Origin of the sequence: Streptomyces sp. BV286, from assembly GCF_019090165.1 — a bacterium.
Taxonomy (GTDB): Bacteria; Actinomycetota; Actinomycetes; order Streptomycetales; family Streptomycetaceae; genus Streptomyces.
In genome coordinates this window covers 1-24,614 of sequence record NZ_JAHRIB010000095.1, presented here as the reverse complement: position 1 = coordinate 24,614, position 24,614 = coordinate 1, and the positions used below count along the sequence as shown (strand labels likewise).

Annotated in this window: 22 protein-coding genes; 3 read left to right on the top strand and 19 right to left on the bottom strand. The window is 70.6% G+C overall.

Translation table 11 applies throughout. The annotated features are described in order from the left end of the window. Positions 1-72: 72 nt before the first annotated feature. The 8 genes from tsaE to KUF83_RS12760 all read right to left on the bottom strand — a co-directional run bounded on the left by tsaE (position 73) and on the right by KUF83_RS12760 (position 8,335). Entirely contained in the window at positions 73-624 is a 552-nt protein-coding gene (gene tsaE, locus KUF83_RS12795; protein ID WP_217454772.1) for a tRNA (adenosine(37)-N6)-threonylcarbamoyltransferase complex ATPase subunit type 1 TsaE, read from the bottom strand. Beyond that, positions 590-1,837 carry an alpha/beta fold hydrolase gene (locus KUF83_RS12790; RefSeq protein WP_217454771.1) on the bottom strand — a complete coding sequence of 416 codons (1,248 nt, stop codon included), beginning with the start codon at positions 1,835-1,837 and terminating at the stop codon, positions 590-592. The genes tsaE and KUF83_RS12790 overlap by 35 nt, the downstream gene beginning before the upstream one ends. Before the next feature lie 157 nt (positions 1,838-1,994). Further along, complete coding sequence (gene alr / locus KUF83_RS12785) at positions 1,995-3,134, bottom strand: alanine racemase (RefSeq protein ID WP_217454770.1); 1,140 nt, start codon at positions 3,132-3,134, stop codon at positions 1,995-1,997. A gap of 35 nt (positions 3,135-3,169) precedes the next feature. Next, positions 3,170-4,036 carry a L,D-transpeptidase family protein gene (locus tag KUF83_RS12780; protein ID WP_217454769.1) on the bottom strand — a complete coding sequence of 289 codons (867 nt, stop codon included), beginning with the start codon at positions 4,034-4,036 and terminating at the stop codon, positions 3,170-3,172. 146 nt (positions 4,037-4,182) lie between these two features. Then, a complete protein-coding gene (locus KUF83_RS12775; RefSeq protein ID WP_217454768.1) occupies positions 4,183-5,616 on the bottom strand; it encodes an NAD(P)H-hydrate dehydratase in 1,434 nt (477 codons plus the stop codon). A 34-nt stretch (positions 5,617-5,650) separates the two neighbouring features. Continuing rightward, the gene (locus KUF83_RS12770; RefSeq protein WP_217454767.1) at positions 5,651-6,022 is read right to left on the bottom strand and encodes a holo-ACP synthase; all 372 of its coding nucleotides are present in this window, start codon (positions 6,020-6,022) and stop codon (positions 5,651-5,653) included. Between the two features lie 104 nt (positions 6,023-6,126). After that, entirely contained in the window at positions 6,127-7,974 is a 1,848-nt protein-coding gene (gene glmS, locus KUF83_RS12765) for a glutamine--fructose-6-phosphate transaminase (isomerizing) (RefSeq protein ID WP_217454766.1), read from the bottom strand. A 121-nt stretch (positions 7,975-8,095) separates the two neighbouring features. Further along, on the bottom strand, positions 8,096-8,335 hold the full coding sequence (locus tag KUF83_RS12760; protein WP_217454825.1) for a hypothetical protein: 240 nt from the start codon (positions 8,333-8,335) through the stop codon (positions 8,096-8,098). 194 nt (positions 8,336-8,529) lie between these two features. Between KUF83_RS12760 and coaA the strand changes: the two genes are divergently transcribed. Continuing rightward, complete coding sequence (gene coaA, locus KUF83_RS12755) at positions 8,530-9,519, top strand: type I pantothenate kinase (RefSeq protein WP_217454765.1); 990 nt, start codon at positions 8,530-8,532, stop codon at positions 9,517-9,519. 37 nt (positions 9,520-9,556) lie between these two features. Further along, entirely contained in the window at positions 9,557-10,492 is a 936-nt protein-coding gene (locus KUF83_RS12750; RefSeq protein ID WP_217454764.1) for a DUF389 domain-containing protein, read from the top strand. 121 nt (positions 10,493-10,613) lie between these two features. Here KUF83_RS12750 and glmM read toward each other — a convergent pair whose 3' ends face one another. The 3 genes from glmM to rplM all read right to left on the bottom strand — a co-directional run bounded on the left by glmM (position 10,614) and on the right by rplM (position 13,315). Continuing rightward, positions 10,614-11,972: a phosphoglucosamine mutase gene (glmM, locus tag KUF83_RS12745; protein WP_217454763.1), complete on the bottom strand. Its 1,359-nt coding sequence runs from the start codon at positions 11,970-11,972 to the stop codon at positions 10,614-10,616. A gap of 329 nt (positions 11,973-12,301) precedes the next feature. Beyond that, complete coding sequence (gene rpsI, locus KUF83_RS12740; protein ID WP_217454762.1) at positions 12,302-12,829, bottom strand: 30S ribosomal protein S9; 528 nt, start codon at positions 12,827-12,829, stop codon at positions 12,302-12,304. A gap of 42 nt (positions 12,830-12,871) precedes the next feature. Then, entirely contained in the window at positions 12,872-13,315 is a 444-nt protein-coding gene (rplM, locus tag KUF83_RS12735; protein ID WP_055614906.1) for a 50S ribosomal protein L13, read from the bottom strand. 521 nt (positions 13,316-13,836) lie between these two features. Between rplM and KUF83_RS12730 the strand changes: the two genes are divergently transcribed. Further along, positions 13,837-14,706: a hypothetical protein gene (locus KUF83_RS12730; protein ID WP_217454761.1), complete on the top strand. Its 870-nt coding sequence runs from the start codon at positions 13,837-13,839 to the stop codon at positions 14,704-14,706. A gap of 114 nt (positions 14,707-14,820) precedes the next feature. On the opposite strand, the gene KUF83_RS12725 is transcribed toward KUF83_RS12730, so the two are convergent. The 8 genes from KUF83_RS12725 to KUF83_RS12690 form a co-directional block, all read right to left on the bottom strand. Further along, positions 14,821-15,573 (bottom strand): polyprenol monophosphomannose synthase, encoded by a 753-nt coding sequence (locus tag KUF83_RS12725; protein ID WP_217454760.1) that lies wholly within the window; start codon positions 15,571-15,573, stop codon positions 14,821-14,823. A gap of 66 nt (positions 15,574-15,639) precedes the next feature. After that, positions 15,640-17,538, bottom strand: a complete 1,899-nt coding sequence (locus KUF83_RS12720) for a glycosyltransferase family 39 protein (RefSeq protein ID WP_217454759.1) — start codon at positions 17,536-17,538, stop codon at positions 15,640-15,642. Beyond that, a complete protein-coding gene (locus KUF83_RS12715; RefSeq protein WP_217454758.1) occupies positions 17,535-19,607 on the bottom strand; it encodes a glycosyltransferase family 39 protein in 2,073 nt (690 codons plus the stop codon). The genes KUF83_RS12720 and KUF83_RS12715 overlap by 4 nt, the downstream gene beginning before the upstream one ends. Further along, complete coding sequence (locus KUF83_RS12710; protein WP_217454757.1) at positions 19,604-20,653, bottom strand: glycoside hydrolase family 26 protein; 1,050 nt, start codon at positions 20,651-20,653, stop codon at positions 19,604-19,606. The genes KUF83_RS12715 and KUF83_RS12710 overlap by 4 nt, the downstream gene beginning before the upstream one ends. After that, on the bottom strand, positions 20,650-22,245 hold the full coding sequence (locus tag KUF83_RS12705; RefSeq protein WP_217454756.1) for a glycosyltransferase family 2 protein: 1,596 nt from the start codon (positions 22,243-22,245) through the stop codon (positions 20,650-20,652). The genes KUF83_RS12710 and KUF83_RS12705 overlap by 4 nt, the downstream gene beginning before the upstream one ends. Positions 22,246-22,435: 190 nt before the next feature. Beyond that, positions 22,436-23,293, bottom strand: coding sequence for a tRNA pseudouridine(38-40) synthase TruA (gene truA / locus KUF83_RS12700; protein ID WP_217454755.1), 858 nt, complete (start codon positions 23,291-23,293; stop codon positions 22,436-22,438). A gap of 89 nt (positions 23,294-23,382) precedes the next feature. Then, complete coding sequence (gene rplQ, locus KUF83_RS12695) at positions 23,383-23,916, bottom strand: 50S ribosomal protein L17 (RefSeq protein WP_217454754.1); 534 nt, start codon at positions 23,914-23,916, stop codon at positions 23,383-23,385. 192 nt (positions 23,917-24,108) lie between these two features. After that, positions 24,109-24,614 (bottom strand): DNA-directed RNA polymerase subunit alpha C-terminal domain-containing protein (locus tag KUF83_RS12690; protein ID WP_302828514.1); only part of this gene is annotated, 506 nt, incomplete at its 5' end.

Below are 24,614 nucleotides of genomic sequence, written 5' to 3'. Positions count from 1 at the left end.
CCCGACGCCATGTCGGAACGTTGGGCGAACGTACGGTCCACAGGTGTGCCGAAGCCGTGAAAGGACCCGCCGTCAGGCGGAGAGGACGCCCGGATCGACCGTCGCCCAGCGCTCCCCGACCCCGGTCAGCGTGACGTGCCGTACCTCGTCCGTCGTGTCGCCGACGGCCCGGTGGATCAGGACGTGCAGCCGGTCGTCGGTCAGCTCCTCGACCTTGCCCTCGCCCCACTCCACGACGATCACGGAGTCGGACAGCGACACGTCGAGGTCGAGGTCCTCCATCTCGTCGAGCCCGCCACCCAGGCGGTACGCGTCCACGTGGACCAGCGGCGGACCCTCACCGAGAGGGGGGTGCACACGGGCGATCACGAAGGTCGGGGAGGTGACCGCGCCCCGGACGCCGAGCCCCTCGCCGAGCCCGCGCGTCAGCGTGGTCTTGCCCGCGCCGAGCTCGCCGGTGAGCATCACGAGGTCACCGGCCCGCAACAGCCCGGCGAGCCTGCGACCCAACTCCTTCATGTGTTCGGGGGAGTTGACGATGATCTCGGTCCTGACGCCGGCCTGGGGACGCTCCAGGGGTCCCGAGGGGTCAGCCGGGTTGTGCGCTGCTGCTGGTGCTTCCATAGCCACCCACGGTAGCCCCTGCCGGGACCGCGCCGACGCGGGTCAGGAGGTCCGCGAGGCGGTCTGTGACGACCTCCGGGTGCTCCATCATCACCAGGTGCCCGGCGTCCGGCACGAGCACCAGCTCGGCGTCCGGCAGCAGGTCGGCGATGGCCTCGCTGTGCTCGCTCGGCGTCACCAGGTCCTTGACCCCGGCCAGCACGAGCACGGGCAGCTCGGCGAAACGGGCGAGCGCCTCGGTCTTGTCGTGGTCGGTGAAGGCCGGGTAGAACTCGGCGACCACGTCGATCGGAGTGGCCTCGATGAGCCGCTCGGCGAACCGCGCGACCGCCGGGTCGACGTCCCTGGACGCGAACGAGTACCGCTTGATGATCCCCGCGAAGAGGTCGGCGGTGGCCCGGCGCCCGCGCTCCACCAGCTCGGCCCGCTGCCCGAGCGCCTTCAGCACACCGGGCAGTATCCGCCGCACCGCGTTGACGCCCGCGACGGGCAGTCCGAAGTTGACCTCGCCGAGCCTGCCGGACGACGTCCCGACCAGGGCCACCCCGACCACACGCTCACGGATCAGGGCGGGGTACTGGTCGGCGAGGGCCATCACCGTCATGCCGCCCATCGAGTGGCCGACGAGCACGAGCGGGCCCTCGGGCGCGGCCGCGTCGATGACGGCCTTCAGGTCCTGGCCCAGCTGGTCGATGGTGACCGGCCGGTCGTCACGGACCTGGGCCACGCCCCGGCCCGAACGGCCGTGGCTGCGCTGGTCCCAGTGGACGGTCCGCACGACACCGCGCAGGGCGGCCCGCTGGAAGTGCCAGGAGTCCTGGCTGAGGCAGTAGCCGTGGCTGAAGACGACGGTGACGGGGGCGGGTGCCTTGCGGCCGAAGAGCCTGCGGCGGCGCGGGGCGAGGGTGGAGTCGGCCTCCACCTCGTCGACCTCGTAGTACAGCTCGGTGCCGTCGTCCGCGGAGGCCTTGCCCGGCATGCCGCGCAGCGCCCCGTACGGGCCGGCCGAGTCCAGGGCGAGCCTCGCCTTCATGCGCATGCCGCGGCCGACCGTGAGCCGCTCGATCGCGACTCCGGCGGCGGCGCCCGCGGCGACCACGCCTATCGCGGCGCCGGCGAAACCCGCCCTGCGCCAGCTCGCGGTCCCCGCGGAGACGGCCGAGGCCGCGGCCGTGACCGCGTCCGCCGCTGCCTCCGCACTGCTCTCGCTCACGCACCGCTCCTCTTCGTCTTCACCCAGGTCCTGCCGATGTCGGTTGTCGCCGCCGTTGCCACTGGTGCCCGCTGTGCCGTGTCCGGCACGTCCGCGGACGCCCGCTTGTTCGTCGGTGTGGTCGTCCCGCTGTTCCTCGGTGCGGCTACCCCGCTTGTTACTCGTTCACGTAGACGCGCGGGACCCGGGTTCCGATGCGGGTGACGATTTCGTACGCGATCGTGCCCGCGGCCTTGGCCCAGTCCTCCGCGGTCGGCTCCCCGTGGTCGCCGGGCCCGAACAGGACCACCCGGTCGCCGACCGGCGGCTCGTCCCCGCCGAGGTCGACGGCGAACTGGTCCATCGCGATGCGTCCCGCGACCGTCCGCCACTTGCCGCCGAGCAGGACGGGGCCGGCGCCGGAGGCATGACGGGGGATGCCGTCCGCGTATCCGACGGGCACGAGCCCGAGGGTCGTGTCGCCGGCCGTGACGTAGTGGTGTCCGTAACTGACGCCGTGCCCCGCCGGCACGCGCTTGACCAGCGCGAGCGACGCCCAGAGCGTCATCGCCGGGCGCAGCCCGAGGTCGGCGGGGGTGCCCAGCTCGGGGCTGGGCGAGATGCCGTACGTCGCGATCCCGGTCCGTACGAGGTCGAAGTGGCTCTCGGGCAGCGTGAGCGTGGCGGGCGAGTTGGCGATGTGCCGCACCTCGGGTCTCAGGCCCTGTCCCTCGGCGTGGGCCAGCATCTCGCGGAAGCGGGTGAGCTGGGCCGCGATGGAGGGGTGGCCCGGTTCGTCGGCGCAGGCGAGGTGCGACCACAGGCCGGTGACGGTGACCAGGCCCTCGGCCTCGGCGCGCCGTGCCTCGGCGACGAGCCCGGGCCAGTCGGCGGGCTGGCAGCCGTTGCGGCCCAGGCCGGTGTCGGCCTTGAGCTGGACGCGGGCGGTACGGCCCGCCGCCCGCGCTGCCCGCGCCGCCTCCCGCAGGGACCACAGCCCGCTGACGCCCAGGTCCAGATCGGCCTCGACGGCTTCCCGCCACGGCCCGCCCGGGGTCCACAGCCAGCACATGATCCGGCCCGGCAGGCCGGCCGCGCGCAGGGCGAGGGCCTCCTCGGGGGTGGCCGTGCCCAGCCAGGTCGCGCCCGCGTCCAGGGCCGCGCGGGCGCACGGGACCGCCCCGTGTCCGTACGCGTCGGACTTGACCACCGCCATGAGGGCGGCGGCCGGCGCCTGGGCGCGCAGGGTCCGCACGTTGGCCCTCAGGGCGGCCAGGTCGATCTCGGCGCGGGCACGCGCGGAAGCTGTCTCAGTCATCGCGCCCAGTCTCTCAGAGGGCCCCGGCAGCACCCTCAGGTACCGCGCTTGCGGCCCCACACGTAGACGCGGTCGCCCGTGTGGAGCACGTTCCACATCCTGCGGGCGTCGGCGATCCGCATGTTCACGCAGCCCATCGAGCCCGGCGGGTTGTACACGCTGCCGTAGATGCCGTGGAAGGCCTGGCCGCCGCTGAAGAACTGGCTGTACGGCATGGGGGTGTTGTAGAGCGTCGACCAGTGGTTCTTGTGCTTCCAGTAGACCTTGTGCCAGCCGCCCCTGGTCCGGTAGCCGGCCTTGCCGCTGCGGATCGGCACGGGCCCGAACACGACCCTGCTCCCCTTCTGCACCCAGGTCAGCTGCCGGGTGAGGTCGACACAAGCGGTGCGGCCGGCCCGTACGGGGCACTTCCCGGCCGCGTTCGGCCTCTTCGCGGCGGACAGGAGCTGCATCCGGGCCCAGGTCACGGGCCCGGTGAAGCCGCTGTCGGGCCGGATCCCCTGCCTGTTCTGGAAGGCGCGGACGGCCTGGCAGTCCGCCGCCGACTGCTTCCCGTCCACCCTGAGCCGCAGCCACCGCTCGACCTGCCGCTGGTGCGGCCCGGTCTGCCTGCTGCACGCCACCGCCCCGGCCTGCCGCGCCACGGCGTCGCTCAGCGGTACGTACTCGATCAGCGCGTCGCTCCCGTCGGCGGCGTCGCGCGGTTCGAGGGCGTCCTCCTCGGCGCTCGGCGTGTACACGTTCGGGGCCAGCGCCTGGTCGGGGGTGTCGAGCTGCCACGGCTGGTACGGGCCCGGGGGCACCCCGGGCACCAGTTCACTCTGCGGTGCGGGGGCGCCGGGTGCCGGTGGCGGAGCCGCGACGGCCCCCGGCACGGCCAGCGCGGCGACGAGGACGGCCATGACGACGACGGTTCTGTGACGGGCGGATCTGTGACGGGCGCTTCTGTGACGGACCATGGGCCCAGCGAAACCCCCGAGGGCGCCGAGCCGTGGTCAGCCGCGCGGCAGGGTCGCCCGTTGTGCGCACGCGCACGGGTGCCACCGGCTCAGTCCGTGACGCTCCGCCAGGCCTCGCGCACCGCCTCGGCGACGTCGTGCGCGCCGATGGGAGCCCCGGCCGCCGCTAGCCGTCCCGCCAGCCCGTGCAGGTACGCTCCCGCGCTGCCGGCGTCCAGCGCGTCGAGCCCGGCGGCGAGCAGCGACCCGGTCAGCCCGGACAGCACGTCCCCGCTCCCGGCGGTGGCCAGCCAGCCGGTGCCGGTGGAGTTCACCCGCACGGGCCCGCCCCCGGGGGAGGCGACCAGCGTCGTCGACCCCTTCAGCAGCACGGTGGCCCCGTACCGCTCGGCGAGCTCCCGCACGGACGTCAGCCGCGCGCCCTCGACCTCGTCCCGGGAGACACCGAGCAGGGCGGCGGCCTCTCCGGCGTGCGGTGTCAGCAGGGTGGGTGCCCGCCTCGCCCGTACGGCGTCACGGTCCGCGAGCCGCAGTCCGTCGGCGTCCACGAGCACGGGCACGTCCGCCTTCAGTACGGCCGCCAAGGCGTCGGCGTCGTCCCCGGCGCCGGGGCCGACCACCCAGGACTGCACCCGCCCGGCCCGCTCCGGCGAACCGGACGACACCAGCGTCTCCGGGAAGCGGGCGATCACCGCGTCCCCGGCGGGCCCCACGTACCGAACGGCTCCGGCGCCGCCCCGCAGGGCTCCGGCGACGGCGAGCACGGCCGCCCCCGGGTAGCGGGCGGATCCGGCCGCGATGCCCACGACCCCGCGCCGGTACTTGTCGCTCTCGGCGCCCGGCACGGGCAGCAGGGCCGCCACGTCGGCGTGCTGCGGCGCCTCCAGCTCGGCCTCGCCGGGCAGCGACAGACCGAGGTCGACGAGCCGCACGGAACCCGCGTACTCCCGTGCGGGATCGACGAGCAGGCCGGGCTTGTGCGTTCCGAAGGTCACGGTCACGTCGGCCCGTACGGCGGCCCCGCGCACCTCGCCGGTGTCGGCCTCGACGCCGCTGGGCAGGTCGACCGCGACGACGGTGGCACGGGTCTCGCCCAGCACCTCGACGAGCGACACGGCGTCCGGGCGCAGGCCTCCCTTGCCGCCGATCCCGACGATGCCGTCCACGACGAGGTCGGCCCGGCGGATCGGTTCACCGGCGGTCTCCGGCCCGCGCACGACCGTGCCACCGGCGCGGCTCAGGGCCGCGAGCCCGCCGGGGTGGGTGCGTTCGGGTGCGAGCAGCACCGCGGTGACGCCCGCTCCCCGCCGGGCCAGCCGGGCCCCGGCGTACAGCGCGTCACCGCCGTTGTCGCCGCTGCCCACGAGCAGCACGACCCGGCTGCCGTACACCCGGCCCAGCAGGTCCGCGCAGGCGGCGGCGAGCCCGGCCGCCGCCCGTTGCATCAGCACCCCTTCGGGAAGCCGTGCCATCAGCTCCCGCTCGGCCGCCCGGACCGTCTCCACGCTGTACGCAGTACGCATGGGACCGAGTGTCCCCCACCGGTCCCGCGCGGCGTCAGCCCTCCGCCACCACCACCGCGGACGCCACCCCCGCGTCATGGCTGAGCGACACGTGCCAGGACCGCACACCGAGCTCCGCCGCCCGCGCCGCCACGGTCCCGGTCACCCGCAGCCGGGGCTGCCCGCTGTCCTCGACGTACACCTCGGCGTCGGTCCAGTGCAGCCCGCCCGGGGCGCCGAGCGCCTTGGCGAGCGCCTCCTTCGCGGCGAACCGCGCGGCGAGCGAGGCGACACCGCGCCGCTTCCCGCTGGGCAGCAGCAACTCGCTCTCGAGGAACAGCCGCTCGGCCATTCCGGGCGTACGCTCCAGCGACACAGCGAACCTGTCGATCTCGGCCACGTCGATGCCGACGCCGATGATGCTCATCCGCGCACTCTACGAGCTGAGCGCCGGCGGCGGCCGCGGGGGACGGACACCACCCTCGCCTTCCGGGCGGAAGCCTTCGCCGTGTTTCCCGGCGGGGTGGAGGGCTACTCCACCGTCACCGACTTCGCCAGGTTCCGGGGCTGATCCACCTCGTTGCCGCGGGCCGTCGCCAGTTCGCACGCGAAGACCTGCAGCGGCACGGTCGCCACCAGCGGCTGAAGCAGCGTCGGGGTCGCCGGGATGCGGATCAGGTGGTCCGCGTACGGGACCACCGTCTCGTCCCCCTCCTCCGCGATCACGATCGTCCGCGCGCCCCGCGCCCGGATCTCCTGGATGTTGGACACGATCTTGTCGTGCAGCACCGACCGTCCCCGGGGCGACGGCACGACCACGACGACCGGCAGGTCCTCCTCGATCAGGGCGATCGGCCCGTGCTTCAGCTCGCCCGCCGCGAAGCCCTCGGCGTGCATGTAGGCGAGCTCCTTGAGCTTGAGCGCACCTTCCAGCGCCACCGGGTATCCCACGTGTCGCCCGAGGAAGAGCACGGTGTTCTTCGAGGCGAGGGAGCGCGCGAGTTCCCGTACCGGCTCCATCGTCTCCAGGACCCGCTCGACCTCGCGGGAGATCCGGGACAGGTCGCGTACGACGTCCTGGATCTCGTCGCCCCACTTGGTGCCGCGCACCTGTCCGAGGTACAGGGCCACGAGATAGCAGGCGACGAGCTGCGTCAGGAACGCCTTGGTCGAGGCGACCGCCACCTCGGGGCCCGCGTGCGTGTAGAGGACGGCGTCCGACTCGCGGGGGATCGTGGAACCGTTCGTGTTGCAGACGGCCAGGACCTTTGCGCCCTGCTCCCGCGCGTGCCGCAGCGCCATCAGCGTGTCCATGGTCTCGCCGGACTGCGAGATGGCGATCACCAGCGTCTGCGCGTCCAGGATCGGGTCCCGGTAGCGGAACTCGCTCGCGAGCTCGACCTCGCAGGGGATCCGGGTCCAGTGCTCGATGGCGTACTTGGCGATCAGCCCGGCGTGGAAGGCCGTACCGCACGCGACGATGACGACCTTGTCGACCTCGCGCAGCTCCGAGTCACTGATCCGCACCTCGTCCAGCGTCAGTGAACCCGCCGCGTCGATGCGCCCCAGCAACGTGTCGGCGACCGCCTTCGGCTGCTCGGCGATCTCCTTGAGCATGAAGTAGTCGTAGCCGCCCTTCTCGGCGGCGGAGGCGTCCCAGTCGACGTGGTACGAGCGCACCTCGGCCGGACGGCCGTCGAAGCCGGTGACGGTCACCCCGTCCCTGCGCAGCTCGACCACCTGGTCCTGCCCCAGCTCGATCGCGGACCGGGTGTGCGCGATGAACGCGGCGACGTCCGAGGCGAGGAAGGCCTCGCCCTCCCCCACGCCCACGACGAGCGGCGAGTTGCGCCGGGCCCCGACGACCACGTCCGGCTCGTCGGCGTGCGCGGCCACCAGTGTGAAGGCCCCCTCCAGCCGCCGGCACACCAGCCGCATGGCCTCGGCGAGGTCGGCGCACGCGGAGAACTCCTCGGCGAGCAGGTGGGCGACCACCTCGGTGTCCGTCTCGGAGGACAGCTCGTGCCCCCGCTCGGCCAGTTCGGCCCGCAGGGCGGCGAAGTTCTCGATGATGCCGTTGTGGACGACCGCGACCCGGCCCGCGTTGTCGAGATGGGGATGCGCGTTCGCGTCCGTGGGTCCGCCGTGCGTGGCCCAGCGGGTGTGCCCGATGCCCGTCGAACCGGCCGGCAGAGGTCTCTCGACCAGCTCCTTCTCCAGGTTGGCGAGCTTGCCGGCCTTCTTCGCGGCGGCCATCCCGCCGTCCGCGAGCACCGCGACGCCCGCCGAGTCGTACCCCCGGTACTCCAGCCGCTTCAGCCCGGCCACGACCACATCGAGCGCCGACTGCGACCCCACGTATCCCACGATTCCGCACATGGCGGCAGCCTAAGGGCCGACGCCCGCCCCTTCGGGGCACCGCGTGCCCGATATCGGAAATCGCCGGGCCCGTACGGCCCGCGTCCGTGGCGGTGCGGAGGTGGCCTGGCGGCTCCCCCGCCTACTCCCCGCGCTCGATCCGGTCGATGGCCTCCTGCACCATCCCCAGGTACTCGACCTCCTCGCAGCGCGGCTTGCTGCCCATCTCGTACAGGTCGATGCAGTCGTAGAGGTACTCCCCCAGGTCCTCGTCCGGCAGGTCGAGGGCCAGCTCGCTGCACACCCGGCCCTCCACATCGGCCGGCCGCCGACGCCCGGGTCTGCGTCCGACGAGGCCACGCACACGGAACCGTACGGTCATGACGACCATCCCCACCCCTGGCGTCCCGGGAGGCGGCTCGCCCCCGGATGGCCGGACGCTATCCCCGTACGACCCGGCGGTCCAGGGCTGCGACGCGGGGAGAACACACCGACGTGACGGACTCCACCCCTCCCCGGGCCCGAAAGGAGCATGGGGAAACCCCCTCTCCGTTCAAACTCCCGTAACAATGAACTGTGATCTCACCGGTCTCCTCGTTGCCGCGGAGCGCCCACCGGCCCAGGCCGGAGGCGACTCCCTACGTCGACCTCACTCGCGCGCAGTGGAGCGCGCTGCGTGAGAAGACGCCGCTCCCGCTGACCGCCGAGGAGGTGGAGAAGCTGCGCGGTCTGGGCGATGTCATCGACCTCGACGAGGTACGGGACATCTACCTGCCGCTGTCCCGGCTCCTCAACCTCTACGTGGGTGCGACCGACGGCCTGCGAGGCGCCCTGAACACCTTCCTCGGCGAGAAGGGCTCCCAGTCCGGTACGCCGTTCGTGATAGGCGTCGCGGGCTCGGTCGCCGTCGGCAAGTCCACCGTCGCGCGTCTGCTGCAGGCCCTGCTGTCCCGCTGGCCCGAGCATCCACGGGTGGAGCTGGTCACCACGGACGGCTTCCTGCTGCCCACCAAGGAGCTCCAGGCCCGCGGCCTGATGTCCAGGAAGGGCTTCCCGGAGTCCTACGACCGCCGGGCGCTGACGCGGTTCGTCGCGGACATCAAGGCGGGCAAGGACGAGGTGACGGCCCCCGTCTACTCGCACCTCATCTACGACCGGGTCCCCGGCAAGCGGCTCACCGTCCGCCGCCCCGACATCCTGATCGTCGAGGGCATCAACGTCCTGCAGCCCGCCCTGCCCGGCAAGGACGGCCGCACCCGTGTCGGCCTCGCCGACTACTTCGACTTCAGCGTGTACGTGGACGCCCGCGCCGAGGACATCGAGCGCTGGTACCTGCACCGCTTCCGCAGGCTGCGCGACACGGCGTTCCAGGACCCGTCCTCGTACTTCCGCAAGTACACCCAGGTCTCCGAGGAGGAGGCCCTCGACTACGCCCGGACGACCTGGCGGACCATCAACAAGGTCAACCTCCTGGAGAACGTGGCCCCGACCCGCGGCCGCGCCACCCTCGTCGTGCGCAAGGGCCCCGACCACAAGGTGCAGAAGCTCAGCCTGCGCAAACTCTGACCCCGGCCCCGTCATCGGGTGCGGCTACCCTGCCCCCATGCTGCACCTGCGCCTGATCACCCCGCCCGACCGGACCGACGCCGTGGTCCGCCTGATCGAGAACACGGTCGGCACCACCCACCTGGCGGTCGTCGCGGGAGCCGCCCGCAACCCCGTCGGCGACATCGTGATGGTCGACGTGGCGCGCGAGGCGGGTGACGAACTGATCGGCGGACTGCGCGAGTTGGAGATCGACGAGTGCGGGTCGATCGCCGTCGAGAACATCGACCTGTCGCTGTCGAAGCGGGCCGACAAGGCGGAGGACGACGCACCCGGCGAGGGCGCGGACGCGGTCCTGTGGGAGCACTTGACGGACGCGACGCACGAGGAGTCGACGCTGTCGGTCACGTACGTCGCCTTCATCACGCTCGCCACGATGCTCGCGGCCTGCGGTGTGGTCCTCGACAACGCGATCCTGATCGTGGGCGCGATGGCGGTGGGCCCGGAGTTCGGTCCGCTCGCGGGATTCAGCACGGCTCTGGTCCGGCGGCGCCCCCGGCTGGCCGTGCGCTCGCTCGTCGCGCTGCTCGTGGGCTTCGCCGTGGCGATGGCGGCGACCGTCGCGTTCAGCGTCCTCATGGACGGCCTGGGGCTGTTCAGCGAGGGGCAGTTGGAGGCGGACCGGCCCAACACGGCCTTCGTCTACGCGCCCGACGCGTTCTCCTTCGTCGTGGCGGTGCTGGCGGGCATCGCCGGCACGCTCTCCCTGACGTCGGCCAAGTCGGGCCTGCTGGTGGGTGTGGCCATCTCCGTCACCACGGTCCCGGCGGCGGCCAACGCGGCCGTCGCCCTCAGCTACGGGGACACCGCCCAGACGATCGGCTCGACCAACCAGCTCCTGCTGAACCTGCTGGGCATCATCCTGGCCGGCACCCTGACCCTGCTCACCCAGAAGTGGCTGTGGTCGACGCAGAAGGCACGTCAACTCCCGTAAGAGGACCGCGCCCCAGGAGGCGCCCCACAGGGGCGCGGGGAACTGCGCGACAAGCCACGACGAACCCGCAGCCCGCAACGAACAGATCCCCCCACCCCCTGGCCGGCTACCGGCCCCGGCATCACCCCAACGCGGACTTCACCGCGTCGGCGAGCCGCCCCGCGACCGACCGGGCCTGGTCGATGTCAGCCGCTTCCACCATGACCCGTACCAGCGGCTCGGTGCCCGACGGCCGGAGCAACACCCGGCCGGTCGCGCCGAGTTCACGCTCGGCCTCGGTGACCGCGGAGGCCAGTTCGGCCGACGTGCCCACCCTGGACCGGTCGACGTCCGGCACGTTGATGAGGACCTGCGGCAGCCGCTCCATGACGGACGCGAGGTCCTGGAGCGTACGGCCGGTCTCGGCGATCCGTGCCGCGAGCAGCAGCCCGGTCAGCGTCCCGTCCCCCGTCGTGGCGTGGTCGAGGATGATGACGTGCCCCGACTGCTCGCCGCCGAGCGCGTAGTCGTGCTCCTTCATCTCCTCCAGCACGTACCGGTCCCCGACGCCGGTCTGCACCAGGGACAGCCCTTCGCGCTCCATGGCCAGTTTGAACCCGAGGTTCGACATGACCGTGGCGACGACGGTGTCGGACCGCAGCTCCGAGCGCTCCCGCATCGCGAGGGCGAGTACGGCCAGGATCTGGTCCCCGTCGACCTCCGCACCGGTGTGGTCCACGGCGAGGCACCGGTCGGCGTCACCGTCGTGCGCGATGCCGAGGTCGGCGCCGTGCTCGACGACGGCCGCCTTCAGCAGGCCGAGGTGGGTCGAGCCGCAGCCGTCGTTGATGTTCAGCCCGTCCGGCTCGGCGCCGATCGTGACGATCTCGGCGCCCGCACGCGTGAAGGCCTCCGGCGAGACCCGCGCGGCCGCGCCGTGCGCCTCGTCGAGGACGACCTTCAGACCGTCCAGACGGTTCGGAACGGCCGCGATGAGGTGGGAGACGTACCGCTCGAAGCCCTCCTCGTACGACCGGACGCGGCCGACACCGGAGCCCGTCGGCCGGTCCCAGGGAGCGCCGGTGCGGTGCTCCTCGTAGACGGACTCGATCCGGTCCTCCAGCTCGTCGGCGAGCTTGTGTCCGCCGCGGGCGAAGAACTTGACGCCGTTGTCCGGCATGGCGTTGTGGCTCGCGGAGAGCATCACGCCGAGGTCCGCACCGAGCGCACCGGTGAGGAACGCCACCGCGGGGGTCGGCAGGACGCCGACGCGCAGCACGTCCACGCCGGCGCTGGCGAGGCCCGCGACCACGGCGGCCTCCAGGAACTCCCCGGACGCACGCGGATCCCGTCCGACCACCGCCGTCGGCCGGTGGCCCTCGAACGTTCCCGCCTCGGCCAGTACGTGCGCCGCCGCCACGGAGAGACCGAGCGTGAGCTCGGCCGTCAGATCCGCGTTGGCGACACCGCGTACGCCGTCCGTCCCGAAGAGTCGTCCCACTGGTGTCCTCCGAACTTGCTCAGGCTTACTCAGAATGTGCGGCTCGGGCCGAGGGTCCGGCCACGGCTCTTGTCGGGGTGCGGCTGCTCCCCTTGCCCGGAGTGCGACTGCGGCCCCCCGGCCAGGGTCCGGCTCCGACCCCTGTCAGGTATATCCCCCGGGCCTGTATATCTCCCAGGTCTGTTCCAGGGCTGTGGCCAAAAGGCCGTGGTGCGCGGCTCACGCACACGGCCTGTGGTAAACGGCTCACACACAGCTCGTGGTAAACGAACGCCCCGGCGGCACAGAACGTGCCGCCGGGGCGTTTCGTGCAGAACAGCGAGCGATGTTTAGCGCTTGCTGTACTGCGGGGCCTTACGGGCCTTCTTGAGACCGGCCTTCTTGCGCTCGACCGCACGGTCGTCGCGCTTGAGGAAGCCGGCCTTCTTCAGGGCGCCGCGGTTGTTGTCCACGTCCGCCTCGTTCAGGGCGCGGGCCACACCGAGACGCAGGGCGCCGGCCTGACCGGAGACACCGCCACCCGAGATGCGGGCGACGACGTCGTAGCGGTCGTCGAGCTCGAGCACCTTGAAGGGCTCGTTGACTTCCTGCTGGTGCACCTTGTTGGGGAAGTAGTCCTCAAGGGTGCGACCGTTGATCTTCCACTTGCCGGAGCCCGGGACGATCCGGACGCGGGCGATGGCGTTCTTGCGACGGCCCAGGCCGGCGGCCGGCTGCGGGTCGCCGAAGCGGCCGGCGAGGGACTCCGAGGTGTACTCGCCCTCGACGGGCACCTCGGACTCGGTGGTGTAGCTCTCGGTGTCGACAAGCTCGGTCTCAGTCTCTTCGACCGGCTGCTCAACGGTGGTCTCGGCCACGATTCTCCTCAGATTCTTTTTCGTCTTAGGGGGTGGCCGGAACTACTGCGCGACCTGGGTGATCTCGAACGGCACCGGCTGCTGGGCAGCGTGCGGGTGCTGGTCGCCCGAGTAGACCTTCAGCTTCGAGAGCACCTGACGGCCCAGGGTGTTCTTGGGGATCATGCCCTTGATGGCCTTCTCGACGGCCTTCTCGGGGTTCTTCGCCAGCAGCTCGTCGTAACGGACGGAGCGCAGACCACCCGGGTAACCGGAGTGGCGGTACGCCAGCTTCTGGGTCTTCTTGTTGCCGGAGAGGTGCACCTTGTCGGCGTTGATGATGATGACGAAGTCACCAGCATCGACGTGAGGCGCGTAAATCGGCTTGTGCTTGCCCCGCAGAATGTTCGCGGCAGTGGTCGCCAGACGACCCAGGACGACATCCTGGGCGTCGATGACGTACCACTGGCGAGTGATGTCGCCGGGCTTGGGGCTGAACGTACGCACGGTCGTAGCCTTCGCTTCTTCAGTGAGTGGGTCCTGACATGGACCACCACGGACGATGTACGACAGCCCTGGCGGACCTCGGTGACGCAACCGAGTCCTGCCGCTGGTCATCGGCCCGGTGGACCGGTGTAAGGGCCCCTCACGTGAGAATGAGCAAGCCAATACACATAACGAACCGCAAGAATACCTGCGGTGGCCCGTACGGGTCAAAACGCGGGATCACCCCCCGGCGCCCACCGGGTTTCAGGGCGGCCCGCCGCGGGCACGCGGGGCCCGGCCGGCCGCCGCACGACGGCGGTGGAGCCGCGTTCGTACACCTCCTCGCACCCGGCGTACGCAGGGCGTCCGCGCGCCACCCGCACGCGACGCACCTCCGGTCAAGGCCCGCTCATCGCGGCGCGTCGGCCGCACCAAGCACCCTGAGATGCCCCGTTTGGCCTCATTCACGCTTGACACGTCAGGACTTCGAGTGCTGAGGGACACGGACCAGCACACCCCCTGTCCCGTCTAAGATGCGCCCCATGAGCTTTGGGCAGGGGGGACCCCAGTGGGGTTCCGGGGGATCGGGTTCTCAGCAGCCGCAGTGGAGCAATCAGTCTCCGGACTGGGCGGCGCTGGCAGAGGCGTCCGAAACACGCAACCGGCGCCGCAGATGGCTGCTGGTCGGCGGCGGAGCCCTGGCCACCATCGCCGTGGGCGCGGCCGTCGCCGTGGCCGTGGTCTCGGCGGACGGCAACGAACAGGCCTCGAACAGGCCTGCCTCCGAGCTGCCCGCCTCCGCGGACATCCCGTCGGACACCACCGGCCCCGGCCCGTCCTTCGAGGAGACCTCGGCGCCGCCGCCGCTGGACCCGAAGGACTTCATATCCGACGTGAAGAAGGACACAGCGCCGCTCGCGCCGGACACCTTCTTCCCGGGCACCCAGCTGACGATGGGCGAGACCGTCTACAAGAAGGGCGCGATCGCGTCCACGAAGAACTGCGCGTCGGCCGCCCAGGGCACGCTCGGCGCGGTTCTCACCAAGAACGACTGCACGCGCCTCATGCGTGTCACCTACGAGAAGGACGGCGTCGCGGTGACGGTCGGCGTGGCCGTCTTCGACACCGAGGCCAAGGCGCTCAAGGCGAAGACCGACGCCGACGACAAAAGCGTCGTCGAGTCCCTCTCCGGTGAGGGCGTCGCCGTCTTCTGCCGCTCCGCGATCTGCCGCTCGACCACCAACTCGTACGGCCGCTACGCCTACTTCACGGTCGCCGGCTTCACCAGCGGCAAGGACGTGACCCAGAAGGACGCCGCGGTCTTCACCACCGGCGACGACCTGGCCGAGTTCACGTTCCGCCAGATCCGCCGCCGCGGCGAGGCCCAGGCCTCGGAGGCCGCCAACCAGTAGCCGCACCGGCCCGTCCGGTACAGCGGCCGGTAGGACCCCGGACGACCGGAAGAGCGGCGGCCCGCCTGAAATCGGGCCGCCGCTCTTTACGTCACCCGCGCCCGGGCAGCGGCACTACTTGTGCTTGAGCCGCAGCTTCACCGGCACCATGGCCGACTCCAGCTGCGTACGCAGGGTCATCTTCGAGACGCCCTCGGTCCGCTCCTCGAAGCGGATCGGGATCTCGACCGCGGAGTGACCGGCTCGTACGGCCTTGTACTTGAGCTCGACCTGGAAGCTGTAACCGGCGCTGTCCAGGGAGTGCAGGTCGACATCGCGCAGGGTCTGCGCGGACCACAGGTTGAAGCCCGCGGTGATGTCACGGATCTTCGTGCCGAGCACGGTACGCGCGTAGCGGTTCGCGAAACGGGACAGCAGCACGCGGTGCGCGCCCCAGTCGTCGTCGAGCTGGCCGCCCTCGACGTAACGGCTGCCTATGACCAGGCCGACACCCGACGCCACGGCCGTGCCGAGCATCCGTGGGACCGCTTCCACGGGGTGGCTGCCATCGGCGTCCATCTGCACGACGTACTGCGCGCCCTCGTCCACCGCGGCGCTCATGCCCGCGACGTACGCGCGCCCGAGGCCGTCCTTCTCGGTGCGGTGCAGCACGCTCATCCGGCGCCGCCCGTCCCAGTTGAACTTCTCCGCCAGATCCTCGGCGATCTGTCCTGTACCATCCGGACTGGAGTCATCCACTACCTTCAAGTGGAGCCCGTTCAGCGGCAGTTGAAGCACAGCCTCGGCCATTCTCGGCAGATTGGCGGCTTCGTTGTACGTAGGCATCACCACGGTGACAGCCACGTCCGCCCCCACGTCGTACGTCATCTCTTTTCCCTCCCCATTCGATTGCCCCCCAACCGGGCACGGGGTCTCCCGCGCCCGGATCCCAACTCAGGTGTGCACCTTGCGCTTGGCGGCGTCGTCCTTGTCCACGGACGTGTCGTCCGTCGCGGCGCGTGTCCTTTCGAGGAGCACGAGCTGGAGGTATTTCAGCTTCTTGGTCTTCACGACCTTGAAGCTCTTCTGGATCACGGTGGCCGAGGTCTTCGGCATCCCGCTGAACGGCTTCCCGTCGAGCGTCGTCGACACGAGCCACAGCCGGTCGGCCTTGGCCAGGCACTTGGCGGGGTGCGGGCACTCGGCCGCGTCGAACGAGCCCCGCTCCTGCGGTGTGCGGTACATGAGCCAGTCCTTCGGACGGCCCGCGTCGTCGCGCAGCTCGTAGGCCATGGCCCGGCGCTCGGTCATCACACCGCTGAAGACGATGCCGTCGCCCTTCTTCTGCCCGGCCTCGATGAGCTGCGCGGCACCCCGGAAGTCCGGCTCGCCCAGCGCGTTCTGGCGGGTCTCCCGGATGCCCGGCAGCGACTGGAAGGCGATCCCGGCGACCATGGCGGCCACGAGCACCCAGCCGAAGCCCCGCCTGGCGGCCGCGCCCTTCCCCGCCTTCGCCCCGGCCACGGGCCCTGCGATCCGGACCACGGCTACGGCCGCGAGCAGCACCCAGGCGGGCGCCGTGAACAGCAGGTAGCGCGGCAGGAAGAGGTGCAGCTGCGCGGCGGTGACGTAGGTCGCCACCGGCGGCAGCACGATCCACACGGCCAGCGGCAGGGCCAGCCGGCCCGCGAAGAACAGCCCGATCGCGCCGAGCACCATGACCGGCACGGCCACCGCCCAGGAACCGAAGAGGTTCTTGGGGAAGTCCATCAGGTCGTCGAAGCCGGGGTTGTTCCAGGCGATCTGCCCGCTCTGCCCCGAGCCCGAGACGGCCATCGGGACGACGAAGCACATGCCCAGGGTGAAGGCGGCGGCGTAGGCCCAGCCCACGATCTTGTCGCCCGCGCGCCGCGCCATCACGATCATCACGAGATGCGCGCCGAGCACCGCCATCGAGGCCAGGTGGCTCCAGCCGATCAGCGGCACCGACAGCGTGTAGGCGACCCACACCTTGAACGACGGCTTGTCCAGCGCCCGCGCGAGCAGAAGCGTCGACAGCAGGACCGCCGCCACGGCGAAGGCGTACGGCCGGATCTCCTGGCCGTACCGGGTCGTGATCGGCACGACGGCGAAGGCGAGTCCCGCGAGGATGCCCGCTTGTGTGGTGAACAGCCGTCGCCCGAGCAGGGCGAGCAGGCCGGCGGACGCCGCCATGGCCACCGCGCCCGGGATGCGCAGCGCCGTCGGGGAGTCCCCGGCGACGGCGACCCAGGCGTGCATGAACACGTAGTACGGCGTGAACACGACGTCGATCGAGCGGATCAGCAGGCTCAGGTCGTGCAGGGACAGCGAGGCCGCCCACCAGGTGGCGTGCTCGTCCCGCCACAGCTGTCGGTCGCCGATGCCGCGCAGGATCAGCGCGAAAGCGACCACCGTGGGCAGAAGAAAGGTCACTGCAGTGGCGAACCGTCCGCCCTTCGGGTCTTCGGGCTCCTCGTCGCCGGACGCGTCCGCGGGCGGCTCCGGGTCGACCGGATCCGGCGTGACGGGCTCGGCCACGTGCGCTTCCTGCTGCCCCGGGGCGGCATGGGCGCCCGGGTCGGCGTACTGCCCGGGCGCCGCGTACCCGCCGGAGCCGCCGTACGCGCCCTGCCCGGGATCGGCGTACGTGCCGTGTCCGGGCCCGGTGTAGGGCACCTGACCGGGGCCGGCGTAACCGCCCTGGTCCGTATAACCGCCCTGGCCGGTGTACGTGTCCTGCCCGGGGTAGGCGCCCTGACCCGCGTACGGGTCCTGGCCCCCCTGGGCGTCGGGGTATCCGCCGCCGTACGGCGGAGAGGCATTGACACTCATCGCTTCACCCAAATCCGGAACGCGCCGTCGCCCTTGCTCGTGGTGAAGCGCGACACGGCTGCCAGGCGGTAGTGGGAATTTCCGCGCAGCGCGTCGGTCACGGCCTGGTCGACCTCGGGCGTGACCGTCCCGCGCAGCACGATGATGTCGAACTTGGCGTCCTTGACCGCGGCACGGTAGGCGTCGGGGCCGGAGTACTGCTTGCCCTTCTTGTCCTTGTAGTCCATGCCGAACGTGCTCTGCCACTGGTCGTAGTCGGTCTTGTCCCGCAGGTAGTACGCGGGGACCTCGTGCTCCTCGGCGAGATAGCTGCCCTTGCGGTCGACCATGGTGCGCAGGATCGCCGTCATCTCCTTGGAGTCCGGGAAGCTGTACGCCTGCTGCGACTGCACCATGCCGAACACCAGCGTCAGCACGTACAGGATGATCCCGAGCTGCGGGTGCCGGAAGTGCGGTCCGACGAGCCGCGACATGCCGAGGCCCGCCATCGGTCCGGCGAAGAGCAGGCCGAAGCCCACGTGCTTGAAGAGCGAGATCTCCGTCTGGAGGTGGATCTGGTAGGCCGGGGCCAGCAGCGCCGTCCCGGTCAGCACCACTCCGAGCGAGATCCGCCGGAACCTCCCGGGCCCCTTCTGGTCGACCCACGGCATCTCGCCCATGTTCGGGCGGAGCACATAGGCGATGGAGCCGCCGAGCGCGGCAAGGAACATCAGCCCGCCCCACTCGGAGCTGTGCTGCAGGATCGTCATCGCCGTGTCGGCGCCCTTGGCACGGTCGGTGGTGGTCTGGCTGATACCGCCGAGCGACCCGGCGAAGACGTAGGCGACACCCAGCATGAGGGCCATCGCCCCGCCGAGCACCGCACCGCGGACCAGCGCCAGCATCCCGCGGTGGCGGTAGGCGGTCAGCACCGCGAGGACCACCAGGGTCGGCAGGTACAGGCCCGCCGCGTACTTCGTACCGAAGGCCAGGAACGCCGGGGGCGCCGCGAGCGCGACCGCCAGGATGTGCGACCGGCCGGTCCGTACGACGATCCAGAAGGCCAGGGCCAGCAGGAAGATCGCCGCGGCGTCGAAGGTGGCGAAGTTGCCGAGGAACACCGTCGACTGGATGACGGAGAAGAGGGCCGCCGCGCCGAGCGCCGCCCGGACGTTGAACATCCGGCGGGTCGTCGCGTACAGCAGCGCGGTCGCGCCGAGCATGAAGAAGAGGCTGACGATGCGCACTCCGGCGAGCCCGGCCACGCTGTCGGCCATGGCCGCGAGCACCGGGTACAGCTTCGGGTAGCCCGAGAAGTAGCCCTCGAAGTCACCCGGGACGGGCGTGCCGTGCAGGATGTTGCCGACCTCGTAGTGGCCGGCCGCGATGTAGAGCGCCTCGTCCTGGAAGGCGGTGCCGCGCAGCCGCAGCGAGAGCCCCGTCTGGATGAACAGCACGCAGAGCAGCACCCAGCGTCCCAGCAGCTTGCTGCGCCCGCCGTCCACCGCCCACGCCGACTCCTGCACGGGCGGCAGCGTGTAACCCGGCTTCTCCGGCTCCGGCGCCACGGGCGCGGCGACCGGCTCCGGCTCGACCGCGGTGTACGAGGCGTACGGGTCGAAGGGCGCGTACGTGTCGTAGGTCTGCTGGTCGGGGTACGACGTCGTCCGGCCGTGGACGTCGAAGCGCCAGCTGCCGGTCTCGGTGAAGTAGCCGGGCTGGTAGGCCTGCTCCTGCTGCGGAGGGTAGGCAGGCTGCGCCCGGGACGGCGCCTGGGCCTGCTGCGCGTACTGCCGCAGGCTCTCCTGCTGCTGGTACCGCTGCTGGTCCTCGCCGCCGCGGCCGTACTGCTGCTGCTGTCCCTGGCCGTACTGCTGGTGCTGCCCGTCCTGCTGGTGCCGGCCGTTCTGCTGCGGGTAGCCGTTACCACCGTTGTCGTACTGCTGGTGGTTCTGGTGGTTCTGGTGGTTCTGGTGCTGCTGGTCCTGGCCGCCGTGGCCGTACTGCTGCTGACCCTGTTGCTGTCCGTATCCGTACTCGTCGTACAGCTCGGAGTCGTCCGCCCACGTGGGCGTGCGTCGGTCGGTCATGGCTTCGTCACATCGAAACCGAAGCGCGGGTCCGCGGCCTCCTGCTTGAAGGTCTTCTCGGAGAGCGGGCCGCTGTTGATGCGCCAGTCCGTCTCCTTGTCGAAGTTGAACCAGACGAACCCGATGACGTCGTCGCGCTCGGCGGTCCCCGCGAAGAGGGACTTGATGTCGGCGGGCTTGCGCTCACCGGCCTGCGCGGCCGTCTCCGCGATGATGAACGGTTTCTTCGTGAAGCCGCGGATCTGGGTCATCGTCGGCCCGTACAGCGACTGGTAGGTGTTGGGCCCGGTGGCCGCGTAGTAGCCGATGACACCGACCCAGTCGACGTAGTCGTCGCCCGGCCAGTACGGCTTGAGCTTCACCTTCGGCATCGGGTGGGTGACGTTCGGACTCCACACCCAGATGACCTGGGTGGCGCCCTCGTCGTCGAAGAGGTCGTGGATGTGCTTGTACGCGGCGGTGAAGTCGGCCGCGCTCGTCTTCTTGGTGCCCCACGGGTACCAGAAGCCGTTCATCTCGTGCGCGAAGCTGATCGCGACCGGCAGGTTCAGCTCCTTGACGGACTTCGCGTACTCACGGATGTACGCGTCCTCCTTGCCGGAGGCGATGTCCTTCATGCTCGTCTCGAAGGGCTCCCAGGCGATGAACGCGACAGCGCCGTAGTCCCACGAGTTCGTCACGAGCTCCTGCTCGTACTGGTCGCCCCACGCGGAGTAGAACTCCATCAGGTTGGGCTTCTTGCCGGCTCGCTTCGCGAAGTCCTGGACGGCCTTCATCTTGGCGGGAGCGCCGTCGGCGGCCACGCCCAGGTACTTCTTCTTCGGGTCAAGCAGCGGCCGCACGTCGTACGGCGGCTCCGGCTTCGTGGACTCACTGGCCTCACCGGTGCCCTCGGGACCCGGCTGCTCGCCCTGGCCGCGCTCGTACTGGTCGCGGCCCTCCTCGGAGAACGTGCTGCACCCGGCGAGCAGCGCACCGGCGAGGAGCGTGGCGACGAGCGCCCGCACGGGCCGTGATGCCCGCACTCGGCGTACGGAGAAACTCATGCGGTCGCTTCCTGCACTTCCTGGGCACGCGGCTGCACGAGAACGCGGCCGACGACCATGGCGTAGAAGAGGCCGGCGGACAGCATCAGCGCGAAGTCCGGCGGATAGAGGGTGAGCATGCGCCAGGCGGCGACGACGATCCAGACCACGGCCGTGCCGCCGGTCCAGAAGATCATGCAGTTCCAGTAGCGGCGCATGCCGTTCTTCTTGGCGCCCGCCGAGCCCGTGGGCTTCCAGCCCATCGGACGGCCCCGCATCACGTCCCAGACGGCGAAGACGTGCGACCAGCCGTACATGATCCGCACGGCCCAGGCCTCCAGCCGGTACGGCGCCCGGTGCCACAGCGGCAGCACCAGCGTCACGTACGCGATGCTCGGCAGCACCCACATGGCGGCCTCGGCACGCAGCAGGTCGGGCCGCAGGATCATCAGGGCGAGCGGGATGACCGGCGCGATGAACGTGGCGAGCGCGGTCTGCAGGTAGTACAGGAACCCCGACACGTAGCAGAGCCGGGTCTTGAACTTGAGGTCCATCTCCCAGAACCGCTTGCTGGTGAGGAGCTCCAGCGAGCCCATGCACCAGCGGTACTGCTGATTGTGGAAGGCACCGGCCGTGTCCGGGCACACTCCGGCGGACAGCGCGACGGGCACGTAGCGCAGCTTCCAGCCGAGGGCCCGCAGGTCGAAGCCGGTGTACATGTCCTCGGAGTGCTCGATCAGCGTGATGCCGTTGGTCTGCTCCAGGGCCGCGCGCCGGTAGATCGCGCACGAGCCGACGCAGATCGAGCCGTCCTTGTCCTCACGGGAGGTCTGCACGGACCGGTAGAACTGCTCCTGCACGGCGCCCGCGCCGCGCTCGATCCAGTTCTGCCGGTCGACGATGCGGAAGAACTGCGGCGACTGCACGATGGCGACCTTGTCGTCGTCGTCCATGTGCGGCAGCAGTTCGTCCAGCAGGTCTGCACGCGGCGCGAAGTCCGCGTCGAGGATCAGGATGTGGTCGCCGTCGGTCTTCTCGAAGGCGTGGTTGAGGTTGCCGGCCTTCTTGAACCAGCCGCGGTTCTCACGCACCACGTAGTTGAACCCGAAGTCGCGGGCCATCGCCCCGACCTCGTCCTCGTCGGCGTCGTCCAGGACGTACGTGTTGACGACGCCCTGGTAGCTGCCGGCGAGCCGGTTCACATGGACCCACGTGTTGTGCAGAACCTCCAGGGGCTCACCGCACACCGGCAGGAAGATGTCCACGCTCGGGTACACCGCGGGCTGCCACTTGCGCACGAGGCGCTTGTGGCCCTTGATGTCGAAGTCCTTGCTGAGCCCGTCGAGGTACAACGAGATCAGGTAGTCCGCGATGATGAACGCCAGCAACGGCAGCGTCAGCCAGAACCACGGGCTCGACGCCGTGAACAGGAACTGGCTCATCGCCAGACACGCGAAGCTGATCAGCGAACCGAACGTCAGCACCCACAGGTACCGACGGCTGTACGAGTACTTCTCCACGTCGTCCGGCGGCGTCGGCAGCAGCCCATGACTCTGTGGCGTTTTCTTGCGTTTCCTGTTCTGCGGAACACGAGCAGTCCCCACTGCACTCATGCACAACCCCCGGGGCCGATCCGGCCCGTTACCCCCACCCGAACTCGGCCAACCCCTAATCGAACTCTCAGCCGAGCAGCGAAATCATAACTGAGTTTCAGAGGTTACGTCCGAACGTACGTGTTACGCAGGGGTTTCGTCACACACCACAGCGGGCATATGTACCCACTTACGTACCGTCGGGGGCCTGTCAGCAGCAGCCGGCGCCGGGCAGCGTGCGCCGGTTCCTGGCCGCCTTGTTGCGGGCGGCGAGCAGCTCGTCGGCCGGATACCCGACCTCTTCGAGGGTCAGCCCGTGCGGCCGCACGACGTGCACGGCGGAGTCCCGGACCCCGGCGGCGAGCACCTTCCCGGGCCAGTCGGGCCCCCGGTGCCCGTCCCCCACGAACAGCAGCGCCCCGATCAGCGACCGCACCATGTTGTGGCAGAAGGCGTCGGCCCGCACGGTGGCGGTGACGATCCCGTCACTCCCCCGCTCCAGCCGCAGCTCCTGGAGCGTACGGATGGTCGTGGCACCCTCGCGCTTCTTGCAGTAGGCGGCGAAGTCGTGCTCCCCGAGGAGGCTCTTCGCGGCCTCGTTCATGGCGTCGACGTCGAGCGGCCAGTCGTGCCACAGGACGTGACCGCGCAGCAGGGGGTCGACCCCGCCCTGGTTGTCGGTGACGCGGTAGGCGTACCGCCGCCAGATCGCCGAGAACCGCGCGTTGAAGCCGCTCGGCGCCTCCGTGAGCGCCCACACCCGCACGTCCTTCGGCAAGCGCCCGGCCAGCCGCTTCAGCAGCTTCTCCCGGTGCTCGCCCCACAGCTCCTCGGGCAGGTCGACATGGGCGACCTGCCCCCGGGCGTGCACCCCGGCGTCGGTCCGCCCGGCCACGGTCAGCTCGTACGTGGTGTCCCCCGACCGCGTCACGGTCCGCAGGGCGTCCTCGATCTCCCCCTGCACGGTCCGCCGTCCCGCGGCCTGCTTGGCCCACCCGGAGAACTCCTTCCCGTCGTAGGAAAGGTCCAGCCGTACCCGTACGAACCCGGGCTCCACTTCGTCACTCACACACAGATCCTCTCAGGGCCCGCTCCTGCGGGAACGCGAGAGCGGGCCCGCCCCGTAGGGGGCGGACCCGCTCACTGTCAGGCAGAGCCTCAGGCGTCCTTGGACTCGTCCTTGGCGTCGGCCGGAGCCGCGTCCTCGACGACCTCGTCGGACTTGGCCTCGGCGGCCTCGTCCTTCTTGGGGGCGTCGTCCTTCTTCAGGGTGTCTTCCTTGACGGCACGCTTGGTCGCCGCCTCGGCCTCACCGGTGGCCTCCTGGGCCACGGTCAGGGCCTCCACCAGCTCGATGACAGCCATGGGCGCGTTGTCGCCACGGCGGTTACCGATCTTGGTGATACGGGTGTAGCCACCCGGGCGGTTCTCGTAGCGCGGGCCGATCTCGGTGAAGAGCGTGTGCACGATGCTCTTGTCCGTGATGACCGACAGCACCTGACGGCGGTTGTGAAGGTCGCCCTTCTTCGCCTTGGTGACCAGACGCTCGGCGTACGGCCGCAGGCGGCGGGCCTTCGCCTCGGTGGTCGTGATCTTGCCGTGCTCGAAGAGCGACTTCGCGAGGTTCGCGAGAAGCAGCTTCTCGTGCGCGGCGCTGCCACCCATACGGGCACCCTTGGTGGGCTTCGGCATGATGTTTCTCCTAGGTGTCTGCCCCGGCCGTATCAGGTACCGAGGTCAGTGTCCGAGCAGGCGATCGCCTGTCGAAGATCCGAAACCTCTTTCAAGGCTCCGGAGGACCCGCGCCCCGTCAGGGGCGCGGGGAACTGCGCGACCGGCCACGAACCGGGCCGCAGCCAGGAACCGGCAGTCGGTCCCGAGCTCTTAGTACTGCTCGGTCTCGACGAAGCCCGCGTCCGCGTCGTCGTCGGCGCCGAAGGCGTCAGCGGCGGCGGTCGGGTCGAAGCCGGGAGGCGAGTCCTTGAGCGCGAGGCCCATGCCGGCCAGCTTCGCCTTGACCTCGTCGATCGACTTCGCACCGAAGTTGCGGATGTCGAGCAGGTCGGCCTCGGAACGGGCCACGAGCTCACCCACGGAGTGGATGCCCTCGCGCTTGAGGCAGTTGTACGACCGAACGGTGAGCTCGAGCTCCTCGATCGGCAGGGCGAGATCGGCGGCGAGGGCGGCGTCCGTCGGGGACGGACCCATGTCGATGCCCTCGGCGTCGATGTTGAGCTCACGCGCCAGACCGAACAGCTCGACCAGGGTCTTACCGGCCGACGCCATGGCGTCACGGGGACGCATGGCCTGCTTGGTCTCGACGTCGACGATCAGCTTGTCGAAGTCGGTGCGCTGCTCGACACGAGTCGCCTCGACCTTGTACGTGACCT

What these genes read in the sequence shown, in the direction of transcription:
- tsaE (WP_217454772.1), bottom strand. Translation starts at nt 624, where the DNA reads ATGGAAGCACCAGCAGCAGCGCACAACCCGGCTGACCCCTCGGGACCC.
- alr (WP_217454770.1), bottom strand. Translation starts at nt 3,134, where the DNA reads ATGACTGAGACAGCTTCCGCGCGTGCCCGCGCCGAGATCGACCTGGCC.
- KUF83_RS12780 (WP_217454769.1), bottom strand. Translation starts at nt 4,036, where the DNA reads ATGGCCGTCCTCGTCGCCGCGCTGGCCGTGCCGGGGGCCGTCGCGGCT.
- KUF83_RS12775 (WP_217454768.1), bottom strand. Translation starts at nt 5,616, where the DNA reads ATGCGTACTGCGTACAGCGTGGAGACGGTCCGGGCGGCCGAGCGGGAG.
- KUF83_RS12770 (WP_217454767.1), bottom strand. Translation starts at nt 6,022, where the DNA reads ATGAGCATCATCGGCGTCGGCATCGACGTGGCCGAGATCGACAGGTTC.
- glmS (WP_217454766.1), bottom strand. Translation starts at nt 7,974, where the DNA reads ATGTGCGGAATCGTGGGATACGTGGGGTCGCAGTCGGCGCTCGATGTG.
- KUF83_RS12760 (WP_217454825.1), bottom strand. Translation starts at nt 8,335, where the DNA reads ATGACCGTACGGTTCCGTGTGCGTGGCCTCGTCGGACGCAGACCCGGG.
- KUF83_RS12750 (WP_217454764.1), top strand. Translation starts at nt 9,557, where the DNA reads ATGCTGCACCTGCGCCTGATCACCCCGCCCGACCGGACCGACGCCGTG.
- KUF83_RS12730 (WP_217454761.1), top strand. Translation starts at nt 13,837, where the DNA reads ATGAGCTTTGGGCAGGGGGGACCCCAGTGGGGTTCCGGGGGATCGGGT.
- KUF83_RS12725 (WP_217454760.1), bottom strand. Translation starts at nt 15,573, where the DNA reads ATGACGTACGACGTGGGGGCGGACGTGGCTGTCACCGTGGTGATGCCT.
- KUF83_RS12720 (WP_217454759.1), bottom strand. Translation starts at nt 17,538, where the DNA reads ATGAGTGTCAATGCCTCTCCGCCGTACGGCGGCGGATACCCCGACGCC.
- KUF83_RS12715 (WP_217454758.1), bottom strand. Translation starts at nt 19,607, where the DNA reads ATGACCGACCGACGCACGCCCACGTGGGCGGACGACTCCGAGCTGTAC.
- KUF83_RS12710 (WP_217454757.1), bottom strand. Translation starts at nt 20,653, where the DNA reads ATGAGTTTCTCCGTACGCCGAGTGCGGGCATCACGGCCCGTGCGGGCG.
- KUF83_RS12705 (WP_217454756.1), bottom strand. Translation starts at nt 22,245, where the DNA reads ATGAGTGCAGTGGGGACTGCTCGTGTTCCGCAGAACAGGAAACGCAAG.
- rplQ (WP_217454754.1), bottom strand. Translation starts at nt 23,916, where the DNA reads ATGCCGAAGCCCACCAAGGGTGCCCGTATGGGTGGCAGCGCCGCGCAC.